Here is a 12,273-nt window from a genome sequence, read left to right on the forward strand (position 1 = left end):
GCCTAGGAGGTTCGCGCGTCGCGCGGGGCCTAGCGACCCGGTCACTCGCATACATTCTCCGTATGCCGCAGGTCAGCGCCGACGTCTACGTCCCGATCCCGCCGGACCTCGCCTTCGCCGTGTCCCAGACGACCGGAGCGACCCGGCTGCGCTGGGACCGGTTCATCCGTCGGCAGTACTTCCTCGGCGGTGCCACCGCGCCCGGCAAGGGGGTGCGGACCAGGACGTTCTCCCGCCTCGGCCCGAGCATGGTCAGCGAATACGCCTCCTACCGCCCACCGACCAGCGTCGGGATGACGATGGTTTCCGGGCCGTGGTTCTTCGCCCGCTTCGGCGGCGGCTGGCGCTTCGCGCCCGAGGGCCCCGGCACCCGCGCGGTATGGAAGTACACCTACGAGGTCCGCCCCCGCTGGCTGCAGCCGATCGGCCACCGCCTCGGGCAGATCGTCCTCGGCCGCGAGATCCGCCGCCGGATCAAGGGGTATGCCGCCGGCTGCGCCGACGAGGTCGTCCTCGCCGCCGCGCGAGCGAGCCTCCCCCCAAGTTGAGCTGCACCGGGCTCAACCGGCGATGTAGAGGATGTCGCTGGTGCCGCGTTCCTGGCCACGGCCGAGGGGGTTGTTGACCAGCGCGCCGTTGAACACCATCGTCGTCGACCCGCCGCCGTCGAGGTTGTAGGCGACCTGGGCGCCCAGGCCGGTGAAGATCTGCGCGAACTCGGTCATCGTCACCCCGCGGCTATACCCGCTGCTGCGCCCGTCGACGGCAACGAAAAGCAGGTGGTTGGTGTCGATGTAGCCGACGCCGGTGCGTGGCTGCTGGCCCTGGATCGAATGGTTGCCGAAGTTGGTGTCGACCTCGACGCTCTCGATCCCGCTGACCACCCTGCCGCCCGAGACGATCCCCGGGCCGAAGGACAGCGTCTGCCAGACCCCGTCGGCAAGGAGCTTGGCGGCGGACGTGGCGGTCTCGTCATACAGCCGCATGGAGCCGTCGGCAAAGAACGCGAGGCCCTCGCGGGCACCCTTGTCGCGATAGATCACGCCATTGCGGATCTCGATCCCGGTCTCGCGGAAGCCGTAATAGTCGCCGTTGATTGCCAGCACCGCGCCGGCCTGGTTGGCGATGACCGAGGTGTTGGCGACGATGTTGGAGCCGAACTCGTCATTGGCGAAGGCCGACCGGACGATCGTCGCGTCGCTCACCGTGATGTCGGCAACGTAGTAGGTGACGGTGTCGGTGCCGCTGCCGGTCGCAACCGTGGTGATCGTGATCGTGGCCGTGTCGCTCGTGTAGGTCGTGCCGGTGGATGTCCCGTTGGTGGCGGCCTGGGTCGCCTCGACGGTGTCCGAGGTCTGGGCCGAGGCGTTGGTCACCTCGACGTGGTCGATGACGTAGCGGTTGAGGGCCCACCCGCTCGCGGCCCCGGCGGTGCCAAAGATCGCGGCGATCCCCCCGCCGAGGGCGGTGCGCCGGCTGACCCGACTGGTCGTGGCTGGCATGTCAGCGGCCCATCCCGCCGCCGGTGGACACACCTGCGGTCACCGAGCCGGCCTCGGTGGCGCCGTCAACGGACCCGCCGGCCGAATAGGTTCCGACGACCTCGTCGGCGAGCTTTCCGCCGATGTAGATCTGGTAGCTCTCCTCGGCGGTGATCCCCGCGCCGGAGAAGACGAAGTTGGCGACCTCCTTGACCGTGGTGTAGCTGGCGATCACGGTGCCGTCCTGGACGACGCTGATCGTCTCACCGGCGGCGACCGACGGGCTGAAGTTCAGCTGCAGCCAGCCCTGGGAGGAATCGGAGCTGGGGGATTCGGCCATACCCGCCGAGCCGGCCGCGACGAGAGTGCCGCCGCTCACGTCGAAGCCGCCGTTGACGTCGATCGTTCCGTTGCCGTTCATGGTCGGGCCGGAGGCGATCACGGTGCCGCCGGTCATCGTCGCCGAGCCGTTGGAGTCGAGCGCGTCCCCGTCCGCGTTCACGACGAGGGTGCCGCCGCTGATCTGCAGCAGCGAGCCGTCGTCCTGCCCACCGCCGCCCATACCGCCGCCGCTGGAGGTCCCGGAGGTGACGTTGACGCCATCATCGCTGCTGGTGATCGTGGTGGCGCCGCCGGCAATGACGATGTTGGCGCCCTCGATGCCCTCCACGGACTTCGCGATGGTGAGCGTGCCGCCGGTGATTCCGAGGTCGCCCTCGGCGTGGATGCCGTCGTCTCCGGCGTTGACGGTGACGGTGCCTCCGGTGACCAGCACATAGCCGACGGTGTCGTCGGTTTCGTTGTCGGACTTCAGGGAATCGCCGCCCGAGGTGACGTCGAGCTTGCCGCTCTCGACAATCAGATAGTCCTTGCCGCGGACACCGTCGTCGGTCGCGTGCACCGTGATGTCCCCGCCGAGGATGACCAAGCCGTCCTTGCTGGCGATGCCGTCGTTGGTGTTGCCGGTGACGGTCAGGGAGCCGCTGCCGGCGATCGTCAGGTCGGCCATCGAGAACAGCGTCGCGTTCGGCGCGTCTTCGGCGCTGGTGTCGTATGCCGTTCCGTCGGCCAGCGCATTCTCGCTCCCGTCCCCGAGGATCACCACCGCTTCGTCGGCCGCGGTGATGTTTATCGCCGCACCTTGGGAGTTGGTGATGTTTGTGCCGTCGAGGACGAGGTTGACCTTGCCCTCGGCGTCGCTGGTGACGACGACCGAGCCGTCGGAGAGTGTGCCGGACAGCACATAGGTCCCGGGCGCGGTGATCGTCACCGTGTCGCCGTCAATGCTGACGCCGTCGCCGGAGGCTGTGCTGGCGCCGTCGGCCAGGGTGATCGTCACGGCATCGCTGGTGTCGACGTCAGCGTCATCGGTCTGGGCGTGGCTTTCGGCATCGTCGGCGAGCAGTTCCGACGCGGAGGCGGCGCTGCTCGCGTCGCTGCTGGCGTTCTGGGCGCTGGCCCCACTCGTGGCCGCTGACGTCACCGAGGTCGTCGTGGCAGACGATGTGGAGGAGTCGGCGACGGTCGTGCTGCACGCCGCCAGCCCGAGGGCGGCGACCGCGGCGACGATCGAGGCGGTGATCTGCTTGGGGGACTTCATGGTGTGGCTCCTGCGGTCGGTGGCTTGTTGACCTCCACTGAACCGGCCGCGTCTGTCCCTGCCCGCTGGTGATGCTGTGTGCTTGCTGTGCGGCGCGGCCACATAGACTGCCCCTCGTGTCCGAACTGACCCGCGACGATGTCGCGCACCTGGCCGGGCTGGCCCGCATCGAGCTCAGCACCACCGAGCTGGACAAGATGGTCGGCGAGTTGGGGATCATCCTCGAGTCGGTGGCGCAGGTGCAACAGGCGCCGATCGGCGACGTCGAGCCGATGTCGCACCCGATGCCGTTGGTCAACGTCACCCGGCCCGATGTCGTGCGCGAATCACTCGCCGCAACCGCCGCGCTGGCCGGTGCCCCTGAGCAGGACCAACAGCGTTTCGCCGTCCCCCGCATCCTGGACGAAGACTGAGATCCTCACGTGACAAGCGAAACCACTTCCGTGACAACCGAACTCAACACCAAGACCGCGGCCGAACTCGCCGATCTGCTCGCCTCCGGGCAGGTCTCCTCGCTCGAGATCACCCAGGCCTGCCTCGACCGCACAACGGTCGTCGACGGCCTCGTGCACGCCTACCTGCACGTCGACGCGGACGGTGCCCTCGCCACGGCGCGGTCGATCGACGAGCGGCGGGCGGCGGGGGAGAGCCTGCCGGTGCTCGCCGGTGTCCCGATCGCCGTGAAGGACGTCATGACGACCCGCGGCCTGCCGACGACGTGCGGCTCGAAGATCCTGCACGGCTGGATTCCGCCCTATGACGCGACCGTTGTCGCGCAGATCAAGGCGGCCGGTATGCCGATCCTCGGCAAGACCAACATGGACGAGTTCGCGATGGGCTCCTCGACGGAGCATTCGGCATACGGGCCGACCCGCAACCCGTGGGATCTGGAGCGGATCCCGGGTGGGTCTGGCGGCGGCTCGTCCGCGGTGCTCGCCAGCTTCCAGGCGCCGCTCGCAACCGGGACCGACACCGGCGGCTCGATCCGCCAGCCGGCCGCCGTCACCGGGACCGTCGGCACCAAGCCGACCTATGGTGGCGTCTCACGCTATGGCCTTGTGGCACTGGCCAGTTCGCTTGACCAGGCCGGCCCGTGCGCCCGCACCGTGCTCGACACCGCGCTGCTGCACGAGGTCATGGGTGGGCACGACCCGATGGATTCGACCTCGATCGACGCGCCCGTCCCCGCAGTGGTCGAGGCGGCCAGGCGCGCGGATGTCGCAGGCATGCGGATCGGGATCGTCCGTGAGCTGACCGGCGAGGGATTCCAGGCCGGCGTCCAGCAACGGTTCGACGAGGCGGTGCAACATCTCGTCGATGCCGGCGCGCAGGTTGTCGAGGTGTCCTGCCCCAACTTCGTCTACGCGCTGGCGGCCTACTACCTCATCCTGCCGAGTGAGGCGAGCTCGAACCTCGCCAAGTTCGATGCAATGCGCTATGGCCTGCGGGTCTTCCCCGAGGGCATCGACGAGCCAACCGCCGAGCAAGTGATGGCGGCAACCCGCGAGGCGGGCTTCGGCGACGAGGTCAAGCGCCGGATCATCCTCGGCACCTACGCCCTCTCCAGCGGCTACTACGACGCCTATTACGGCTCGGCCCAGAAGGTGCGGCGGCTGATCGCCGACGACTTCGCCCGGGCGTTTGAGCAGGCCGATGTCCTCGTCAGCCCAACGGCGCCGACAACGGCGTTCCGCTTCGGCGACAAGATCGACGACCCAATGGCCATGTATCTCAACGATATTGCGACGATTCCGGCGAATCTCGCTGGGGTGCCGGGGATGTCGCTGCCGAGCGGAGTGGCACCCGAGGATGGGCTGCCGGTGGGCTTCCAAATCCTCGCTCCCGCAACGCAAGACGATCGACTGTATGCCGTGGGCGCCGCCCTCGAGGCGCGCTTGCTCGACGCGTGGGGCGCGCCAATCCTCGGCCAGGCTCCCGACCTGACCGCCGCGACCGTGACGGGGGCGTGAACAGCATGACCCAGACGACGACCGAAGCGACCCTGCCCTACGAAGATGCCCTAGCGGCATACGAGCCGGTGATGGGCCTGGAGGTGCATGTCGAGCTCAACACGGCGACCAAGATGTTCTGCGGCTGCGCGACCACCTTTGGGGCGCAGCCCAATACGCAGGTATGCCCGGTGTGCCTCGGGCTGCCGGGGGCGCTGCCGGTGGTCAACGAGAAGGGCGTCGAGTCGGCGATCCGGATCGGCCTGGCGCTCAACTGTCAGATCGCGCCGTGGTGCCGGTTCGCGCGGAAGAACTACTTCTACCCGGACATGCCCAAGAACTTCCAGACCTCGCAGTATGACGAACCGATCGCGCACGACGGTCACCTTGATGTGGAACTGGCCGACGGCACGACCTACCGGGTGGAGATCGAGCGCGCCCACATGGAGGAGGACACCGGCAAGTCGCTGCACGTCGGTGGCGCGACCGGGCGCATCCACGGCGCGACGCATTCGCTCGTCGACTACAACCGGGCCGGCATTCCGCTGATCGAGATCGTCACCAAGCCGATGACCGGCGCGGGGGAGCGCGCGCCGGAGATCGCGCGCGCCTATGTCGCGACGCTGCGCGATCTGCTTGCTGCGCTTGGAGTTTCGGACGTTCGTATGGAGCAGGGCTCGATGCGCTGCGACGTCAACCTCTCGCTGATGCCGCGGGGATCGGCGACCTTTGGGACGCGCAGCGAGACCAAGAACGTCAACTCGCTGCGCTCGATCGAGCGGGCGGTCCGCTTCGAGATCGGGCGCCACGCCGCGATCCTCACCGGCGGCGGCGCGGTGGTCCAGGAGACCCGGCACTGGCACGAGGACACGGGGATCACGACGTCCGGCCGGGTGAAGTCGGATGCCGAGGACTATCGCTATTTCCCCGAGCCCGACCTCGTCCCGGTCGCGCCGAGCGCGGAGCTGGTGGAGGCGCTGCGCGCCACGCTGCCGGAGCCGCCCGCCGCTCGTCGCAAGCGGCTGCAATCCGCCTGGGGCTACAGCGATTTGGAGATGCGCGATGTCGTCAACGCCAATCTCGTCGATCTCATCGAGGAGACCGTCGCCGCCGGTGCCAGCCCCGCCGCCGCGCGCAAGTGGTGGTCGGGCGAGATCGCCCGCCGCGCCAACGCCGAGGGCCTCGACGTCCCCGCGTATGCCGCGCAACTCGCCGTGACGCCAGCCCACGTCGTCGAGTTGGAAGGCCTGGTCACCTCGGGCCGATTGAACGACGCGATGGCCCGCCAGGTCTGGGACGGCGTCCTCGCCCGCGACGGCGCCCCCACCGTGGTCGCCGATGCCCGCGGGCTCGAGCTGGTCCAGGACAGCGGCGCCCTCGAAGCCGCGGTCGACAAGGTCATCGCCGCGAATCCCGATGTCGCGCAGAAGGTCCGCGACGGGAAGGTCCAGGCTGCTGGTGCCCTCATTGGCCAGGTGATGAAGGAGATGAAGGGCCAAGCCGACGCCGCCGCCGCCCGCGAACTCATCTTGTCGCAGCTGACCTGAGCGAGCGGGCTGATCGGCGCGCGCCGACACCGGCCGCGTTGTCCGCCTCGCCACGAAGCTGCTCTCCACACAGCCCGCTGGTCAACCTCTAGCCCAAGCTCAGGTGATGGTCGGCCGCGGCTGGCTGCAGTGCCGGGCGCCGTTAAGCGGCTCATCCCAAACGAGAGTGTAGTTGGGGTCTGAATCCGCCGGCTTCGAGCAGACTGCGGGCAATGTAGTTGGTCAGGTTCCGGAACCCGAGGGCGGAGCCGCGCAGGTGTTCGAGCCGGCCGTTCAGGGCCTCGGTGGGGCCCGTTTGAGGTGCCGGGCCGGTCGAAGTAGGCCAGGATGTCCGCGGCGCGCTTCTTCAGGGTCCGGCCCAAGGTGATGATCTCGGTGAGCGCGGCCGGGACGCCGGCGCTGATGGAGTCGATGACAGCCTGCATCCGGGCCTTGGCGGCGGCACGGTCGGGATCGCGGTAGGCGCCGATCATTCGCTGGTAGATGCCCCAGGTCGCTTCGACCTCGACATGGTCCTCAACGGCAAACAACGCCTCGATGCGGGCGCGTTGGCGGTCGGTGAGCAGATCGGCGCCGGTGTGCAGGGTCCGCCGCGCGGCATACAGCGGATCGCCTTTGCGGCCGCGGTGGCCGGTCGTGGCCTGCTGGACCCGGCGGCGTGTCTGATCGAGAGCGTCGCCGCCCAAGCGGACCACGTGAAACGGATCCATCACCGCGGTGGCGGACGGGAGTTCTTGGGCGGCCGCGGATTTGTACCCGGTGAAGCCATCCATCGCGACGACCTCGATCCCCTCCCGCCAGGCCGGGTCCCGCTCCGCGAGCCAGGTCGCGAACACCGCTGAGGAGCGGCCCTCGACCATATCCAGCAGCCGGGCCGGCCCCGTCTTGTCCCGCACCGGCGTCAGATCGATGATCACGGTGACGTACTTCTCGCCCTTGCGGGTGTGCCGCCAACAGTGCTCGTCCACGCCAACGACAGCCACACCATTGAACCGGTCCGGGTCATCGATCAACACCCGACGTCCTTCAGCCAGAACCGCGTCGTTCGCGGTGTCCCAGGCCACCGCCAACGCCTCGGCGACCCGGGCGACCGTCAGGTGGTAGAGGACCAACGCCTCCAACGCCCAGGCCAGCGCGGCCCGGGACAGCTTCGCGCGCGGCTCGGCTGCTCGGCTGGTGTCCTGGCGCCACACCTTCCCACACGCCCCGCAGCGGTAGCGGCGGACCGTGATCTCCAAAACTGTTGGCCGCCACCCGAACGGGACATGCGCCAGCCGGCGCACGACCGTGTCCCGCACCCGGCCTTCGCTCCCGCAGCGCCGACACCACGGATCGGGCTCGAGGACCCGGCAGGCCAGCACCGCACGATCGGTCTCAAGCCGCTGCCCCGTGATGACCAGACCGAGATCATCAACACCGGTGAAGGTGTCCAGGTCGGGGCAGGTGAAGGTAACGTCAGCCATGTCGAGGTCTTCCAGATGGGAAGTGTCAGAGCTTCCATCATCGGAAGACCTCGACCCTCAACCCGGCAGCGACGCGCCACCCCCCACACTCTCGTTTGGGAAGAGCCCGTTAAGCGCGTCTTAAGCGGCGGGCCTGAGAGTGGCTACGTCGACCCATCCTGGTTAGACGAAAAGGCGCTCGCATTCTGGTCGAGCGTGGACCTGAAAGGGGCCGTGATGGTCACCGAAGTCGGCACGCTGATGAGCAAGCTGCCCCCACCGCACGGCAAGAGCGCAGGTCTAGCTGCCGTGATCGGATTCCTGGCGGGAGGGATCGGCTTAGCCATCTACTTCCGCAATATCATCGACCTGCTGTTGCCCCTGGGCATTGCCATCGTGGCGGTGGCAATACTCGGCGATCCCGGTTGGTTGGCGGGGGCAGTGCTGTCCGCGATCTACGGGTTCTACAGGGTGGTGGAGGCTGAGGGCCGCTCCGATGCCGCTGGCCACGTCTCCATGACCAACCGGGCAACCGCCTGAACGAAGCTCGACTCGGGGGTCGAGCAGGAAGGGAAGGGGCGCACCTTATGGCCGCCAAGGATGTACCCGACTGGTGGTGGGACTTCTGGGCTGTTGCCGGTGAGGGCGAGCGGTTCCGGACATTTGTACTGGCGACGTTAGCGTTCGGAGCCTTCGTCATCGCGATAACCCTGTCCCGGCGGCGATTCTCGCTGCTGCCAATGAAGCATGTCCTCCTGGGCGAGAAGAAGCGAGTCGAGCGCGAACTCGAGCTCGAGCTTAACCCGAACCCGTCCTTGCCAACCCGAAAGGTCGCGCTCGGTGAGCTTGACTCGGACGCGGAGCTTGACTCGGACGCGGAGCTTGTCGAAGCGCTGATTGTTCTGGCTCAGTTTCGGGTCGAGGCCGAAGAGGCCAGGCTGACGAAGGACGCAAACCTCGCGCCGATGGCCACGGAGTATGCCGCGCGCCTGCCCGCATCGCATAAGTGGCTCGCCAACGGATTGCTGAAAACAGACTCCGAGCCAGCGGATCGTCGTGCGTGGTTGTCCTTGGCGATCCGCACGGCGGCCGAGCTTGGTGTTGCCGAGGACCGGCAGCGACTCACGACGTACCGAAAGGCGTATTGGCTGGCAATCCTGCTCGCCGGGTTTGTTGTAGCGATGGTAACCGTGTTGGGAAACCCCGGGTTTGCGGTCTGGGGGATCGCGGGAGCCTCGATCAGTCGTCTGCTCTTGGTCTTGCGGGCCGAGAACAACACTGACCGCCGCATTGGGTGGCCCATCCTCTTCCTCACGCCGGTCGTCGGTGCCCTCTCCGGAATGTCCAGCGTGCTCGCGGTGGACGCACTTCACGCCTGGGGCGCCTTGGGCGACATCTTTACTCGTGTCGACTGGGCCGATAGCACGATGCACGTCGAAGCGGCGTTCGTCGCATTCCTTGCCGGGTTCTCCGAACGCCTGCTGGACAAGCTCGCCAACCTGGGCTTGGGGAAGTTCGCTTCCGGAGTGGACGCTGAGGGGGCTGCGGTGCCGAATCCGTCATCCGCGCCCGCCCCGTTGCCGTCAGGTAGGAAGTCAGCTGAAGAGAGCGCAGCGGTTGTCAAGGCCACCCTGGACTTTGGGGGGATCTATCACCTGCCTGCGTGCGGCGAGTTATACGAACGGACCGAGGGTGCTCGATCGGCGACATTTTGCGACGAAGCGACTGCCCGAGAAGCTGGCTTCACTCACGGTTCCCACGACCCGCCGCTGCGGTCAGGGGACCGGGTTCAAACCTCTACCGGCGGTTAGGTCCAGAATAAGGTGCCCGGCGGCGCACCTTTGCTGGACCTTCCTCCTGTTGGCGCAGTTCGCCGAACGCGTGCCAACCATCGGCAGCCGATCAATGCAGCGGGCGCGACCCGGGACAGGGCGGTCAGCTGGACCGGGTTCAGGCTGTTCACGGGCCCGCGTCCAACCGTCCCATATCCGACGTGTAAACTGGAATCACTCCAGTTCACGACACGGTGAGTGCCAGCGTCGGCATACTGGAGTGACCACCCGCGTCGAAGGAGCGAACAGACTCGATGTCCCTCATCAACACCCCCCTCAAGCCGTTCACGACCCAGGCATTCCACAACGGCGCATACGTCGAGGTCAGCGACAAGGACGTGCTGGGCAAGTGGGCGATCTTCTTCTTCTACCCCGCCGACTTCACCTTCGTCTGCCCCACCGAGCTCGGCGACCTGGCCGACCAGTACGACGAGCTGCAGCAGCTCGGCGTCGAGGTCTACTCCGTCTCGACCGACACCCACCACGTGCACGCCGCGTGGCACAAGGAGTCCGAGACCGTCGGCAAGATCACGTACTTCATGCTCGGCGACCCGGCCGGTGTGATCACCAACAACTTCGAGAACATGCGTGAGGGCCAGGGCCTGGCCGACCGCGCCACCTTCCTCATCGACCCCGACGGGATCATCCAGGTCATGGAGGTCACGTGTGAGGGCGTCGGCCGCAACGCCGCCGAGCTCGTCCGCAAGGTCAAGGCCGCGCAGTATGTCCGCAACCACCCCGGCGAGGTCTGCCCCGCCAAGTGGGAAGAGGGCGCCGAGACCTTGAAGCCGTCCATCGACCTCGTCGGCAAGATCTGAGGCCGACACCACCAATGCTCGACCCGGCACTGAAAGACCAGCTGCGGACCTATCTGACCAACGTCCGGCAGCCCATCGAGTTGATCAGCTCGCTCGATGACTCCGCGAAGTCGGCAGAGATGGCCGAGTTACTCGACGAGATCGCCGGGCTGAGCGAGCAGGTCACGCACGTCCGGAACGGGGACGACGCGCGTCGTCCCTCGTTCCGGATCGCGCGGACCGGCACCGACGTGTACGTGACCTTCGCCGGCATACCGCTCGGTCACGAGTTCACCTCGCTCGTCCTCGCCCTGCTGCACGTCGGCGGCCACCCGCCGAAGATCGAGGACGACACGGCCGAGCAGATCAAGGCGCTGACCAAGCCGCTGCAGTTCGAGACCTATATGTCGCTGTCGTGCCAGAACTGCCCCGACGCGGTGCAGGCGCTGAACATCATGAGCGTCCTGAACCCGGATCACGTCTCGCACACGGCGATCGAGGGCGGGCTCTTCCAGGACGAGGTCGCCGAGAAGGGCATCCAGGCCGTCCCGACCGTCTACCTCAACGGCGAACTCTTCGACTCCGGCCGGATGAGCCTGGAGCAGATCCTCGGCAAGGTCGACGAGGGCGCCGACGCCAAGGCGGCGGCCAAGGTCGACGCCAAGGAGCCCTTCGAGGTGCTCATCATCGGCGGCGGCCCGGCCGGCGCCAGCGCGGCGATCTATACCGCCCGCAAGGGCATCCGCACCGGCATCGTCGCCGAACGCTTCGGCGGCCAGCTCAACGACACGATGGCGATCGAGAACTACCCGTCGGTCGCGCACACCGAGGGGCCGCGGATGGCGGCCGACCTCGAGCAGCACGTGCGGTCGTATGGCGTGGAGGTCGTTCTCGGCCAGCATGCCGCCAAGCTCATCCCGGCCGAGCAGCCGGGTGGCTACCACAGCGTCGAACTCGCCTCCGGCGCAACACTTCAGGGCCGCACCGTCATCATCGCCACCGGCGCCCGCTGGCGCACGATGGGCTGCACCGGCGAAGAGGACTACCGCAACAAGGGCGTCACCTTTTGCCCGCACTGCGACGGCCCCCTCTTCACGGGCAAGCGCGTCGCCGTCATTGGCGGCGGCAACTCCGGCATCGAGGCGGCGATCGACCTGGCCGGCATCGTCGGGCACGTCACGGTCGTCGAATTCCTCGACCAGTTGCGCGCCGACGACGTCCTCGTCGACAAGCTCGAGAGCCTGCCCAACACCGAGGTCCACCTCGGCCGGCGCACCACCGAGGTCATCGGCGACGGCACCAAGGTCACCGGCCTGACCACCGAACCGCGCGAAGGCGGCGACGCCGAGACGATCAACCTCGACGGTGTCTTCGTCCAGATCGGCCTGCTGCCCAACGCCGAATGGGTCAAAGGCACCCTGGAACTCAGCGACCGCGGCGAGGTCGTCGTCGACGGCCGCGGCGTGACGTCCATCCCTGGCGTCTTCGCCGCCGGTGATGTCACGACCGTTCCGTTCAAGCAGATCACCATCGCCAGCGGAACCGGTGCGACGGCCGCCCTATCGGCGTTCGACTACCTCATTCGCACGCCCGCGCCCCAGGAGGCCGCGCTCGCGATTGCCTAA

At 67.6% G+C, this 12,273-nt stretch carries 10 protein-coding genes and 1 pseudogene; 8 read left to right on the forward strand and 3 right to left on the reverse strand.

What is annotated here, in order from left to right; genetic code table 11:
* Positions 1 to 62: 62 nt before the first annotated feature.
* Positions 63 to 548 (forward strand): SRPBCC family protein, encoded by a 486-nt coding sequence (locus V9G19_RS16415; protein ID WP_462286511.1) that lies wholly within the window; start codon positions 63 to 65, stop codon positions 546 to 548.
* 12 nt (positions 549 to 560) lie between these two features.
* On the opposite strand, the gene V9G19_RS16420 is transcribed toward V9G19_RS16415, so the two are convergent.
* The gene (locus tag V9G19_RS16420; RefSeq protein WP_462286512.1) at positions 561 to 1,502 is read right to left on the reverse strand and encodes a phosphodiester glycosidase family protein; all 942 of its coding nucleotides are present in this window, start codon (positions 1,500 to 1,502) and stop codon (positions 561 to 563) included.
* Position 1,503: 1 nt separating this feature from the next.
* Positions 1,504 to 3,081: a carbohydrate-binding domain-containing protein gene (locus tag V9G19_RS16425; protein WP_462286513.1), complete on the reverse strand. Its 1,578-nt coding sequence runs from the start codon at positions 3,079 to 3,081 to the stop codon at positions 1,504 to 1,506.
* Between the two features lie 116 nt (positions 3,082 to 3,197).
* Between V9G19_RS16425 and gatC the strand changes: the two genes are divergently transcribed.
* From gatC to gatB, 3 genes are read left to right on the forward strand one after another with little or no spacing between them, the layout of a single operon-like run.
* Positions 3,198 to 3,494, forward strand: a complete 297-nt coding sequence (gatC, locus tag V9G19_RS16430) for an Asp-tRNA(Asn)/Glu-tRNA(Gln) amidotransferase subunit GatC (RefSeq protein ID WP_462286514.1) — start codon at positions 3,198 to 3,200, stop codon at positions 3,492 to 3,494.
* A 30-nt stretch (positions 3,495 to 3,524) separates the two neighbouring features.
* Entirely contained in the window at positions 3,525 to 5,051 is a 1,527-nt protein-coding gene (gatA, locus tag V9G19_RS16435) for an Asp-tRNA(Asn)/Glu-tRNA(Gln) amidotransferase subunit GatA (RefSeq protein WP_462286515.1), read from the forward strand.
* A 5-nt stretch (positions 5,052 to 5,056) separates the two neighbouring features.
* Positions 5,057 to 6,577: an Asp-tRNA(Asn)/Glu-tRNA(Gln) amidotransferase subunit GatB gene (gene gatB / locus V9G19_RS16440; RefSeq protein WP_462286516.1), complete on the forward strand. Its 1,521-nt coding sequence runs from the start codon at positions 5,057 to 5,059 to the stop codon at positions 6,575 to 6,577.
* A 151-nt stretch (positions 6,578 to 6,728) separates the two neighbouring features.
* On the opposite strand, the pseudogene V9G19_RS16445 reads toward gatB, so the two are convergent.
* Positions 6,729 to 8,040: pseudogene (locus V9G19_RS16445) on the reverse strand (ISL3 family transposase).
* Between the two features lie 216 nt (positions 8,041 to 8,256).
* Between V9G19_RS16445 and V9G19_RS16450 the strand changes: the two are divergent.
* The 4 genes from V9G19_RS16450 to ahpF all read left to right on the forward strand — a co-directional run bounded on the left by V9G19_RS16450 (position 8,257) and on the right by ahpF (position 12,273).
* Positions 8,257 to 8,559 carry a hypothetical protein gene (locus V9G19_RS16450; RefSeq protein ID WP_462286517.1) on the forward strand — a complete coding sequence of 101 codons (303 nt, stop codon included), beginning with the start codon at positions 8,257 to 8,259 and terminating at the stop codon, positions 8,557 to 8,559.
* A gap of 47 nt (positions 8,560 to 8,606) precedes the next feature.
* Positions 8,607 to 9,830: a hypothetical protein gene (locus V9G19_RS16455; RefSeq protein WP_462286518.1), complete on the forward strand. Its 1,224-nt coding sequence runs from the start codon at positions 8,607 to 8,609 to the stop codon at positions 9,828 to 9,830.
* 275 nt (positions 9,831 to 10,105) lie between these two features.
* Positions 10,106 to 10,669: an alkyl hydroperoxide reductase subunit C gene (gene ahpC / locus V9G19_RS16460; RefSeq protein ID WP_462286519.1), complete on the forward strand. Its 564-nt coding sequence runs from the start codon at positions 10,106 to 10,108 to the stop codon at positions 10,667 to 10,669.
* Between the two features lie 14 nt (positions 10,670 to 10,683).
* On the forward strand, positions 10,684 to 12,273 hold the full coding sequence (gene ahpF / locus V9G19_RS16465; protein WP_462286520.1) for an alkyl hydroperoxide reductase subunit F: 1,590 nt from the start codon (positions 10,684 to 10,686) through the stop codon (positions 12,271 to 12,273).

It is taken from the genome of Nostocoides sp. (assembly GCF_037045025.1).
In the GTDB taxonomy this organism is placed as follows: Bacteria; Actinomycetota; Actinomycetes; order Actinomycetales; family Dermatophilaceae; genus Nostocoides_A.